Here is a 1216-nt window from a genome sequence, read left to right as displayed (position 1 = left end):
GTTGTTCCGGTTGTGGGACTTGTGGTTGTTCCGGTTGTGGGACTTGTGGTTGTTCCGGTTGTGGGACTTGTGGTTGTTCCGGTTGTGGGACTTGTGGTTGTCCCGGTTGTGGGACTTGTGGTTGTTCCGGTTGTGGGACTCGTTGTTGTCCCGGTGGTGGGACTCGTTGTTGTCCCCTCAATGGTGAAGGGATTGTCGTTTACGCGCGGTATTTGAGCTGTAGTGAACCGAGATTCATCTAGCGAGTTCGATCGAACATCAATCAACACCGCCAAAAATTCCCCAGTTCGCCTGTCCCTAATAATCGTGTTGCTAGAATTCGAGCCTTGGCCCTGGAAAATTTCTAACTCTGTAAAGTTCAGACCTCCAGCCAGACCGATCGAATCTCCGGCATTAAAATCTCTAATTACATCAGCATCGCCGATTTCGCGACCGCCAGTAGTGAGAAACCCGTTGCCAGCCGACGTGCCCACCCTACCGAGAACAAAGATATCCGATCCGTCGCCTCCTGTCAGAGTATCAGACCCGCGATCGCCCGAAAGAACATCATCCCCAGCATCTCCAGACAAAGAATCATTCTCGTCGCCCCCGAAGATCAGGTCATCACCCTCGCCGCCGTCACCAGTATCGTTACCAACACCGCCGGTGATGACATCCCCGCCCTCCTGGCCCAACAAAATATCATTGCCCCGAGCGCCGAGCAGGCAGTCGTTACCAGTGTCGCCAAAAACAGTGTCACTGCCCTTGTCGCCCAAAATCAGGTCGTCCTCCCCACCACCGCGCAGACAGTCATTGCCTTTACCGCCGTACAGCGAGTCGTTGCCTTCCGCACCCAAGACAATATCGTTGCCCTGGTCGCCAAAAGCTACGTCACCGCCCTCGTCGCCAGAAACCAAGTCATCGCCTTTGCCGCCCCGCGCCGTGTCATTACCGCGCCCGCCCTCAACAAAATCTTTACCAGCGCCACCGTTGAGAGAATCGTTACCGTCTTCGCCCCTGAGTAGATCGTCTCCGTCCCGACTCAGAAGCGTGTCGTCGCCGCCACCCCCGGAAATCGTGTCATTGAACAAGCTGCCGATTAAATAGTTACTGCCGTCATTTGCGACAACTAAGCCATCGACAAAAAGTGGTTCTGGGGGAGGCGTGGGAACTGTCAGAGTTGGCCGCGGCACCGGGGTGATCGAAATGTCCGGGCCCGTCCCCGTCATCCCTGTCG

The 1216-nt window shown here is 55.8% G+C and carries 1 protein-coding gene; it reads right to left on the bottom strand.

Features of this window, described 5'->3' with window-relative positions; translation table 11 throughout:
* Nucleotides 1–1216 (bottom strand): calcium-binding protein (locus QUB10_RS31105; RefSeq protein ID WP_333207016.1); only part of this gene is annotated, 1216 nt, incomplete at both ends.

Origin of the sequence: Microcoleus sp. B5-D4, from assembly GCF_036705145.1 — a bacterium.
Lineage (GTDB): Bacteria > Cyanobacteriota > Cyanobacteriia > Cyanobacteriales > Microcoleaceae > Microcoleus.
This window is presented reverse-complemented; position numbering and strand designations above follow the sequence as displayed.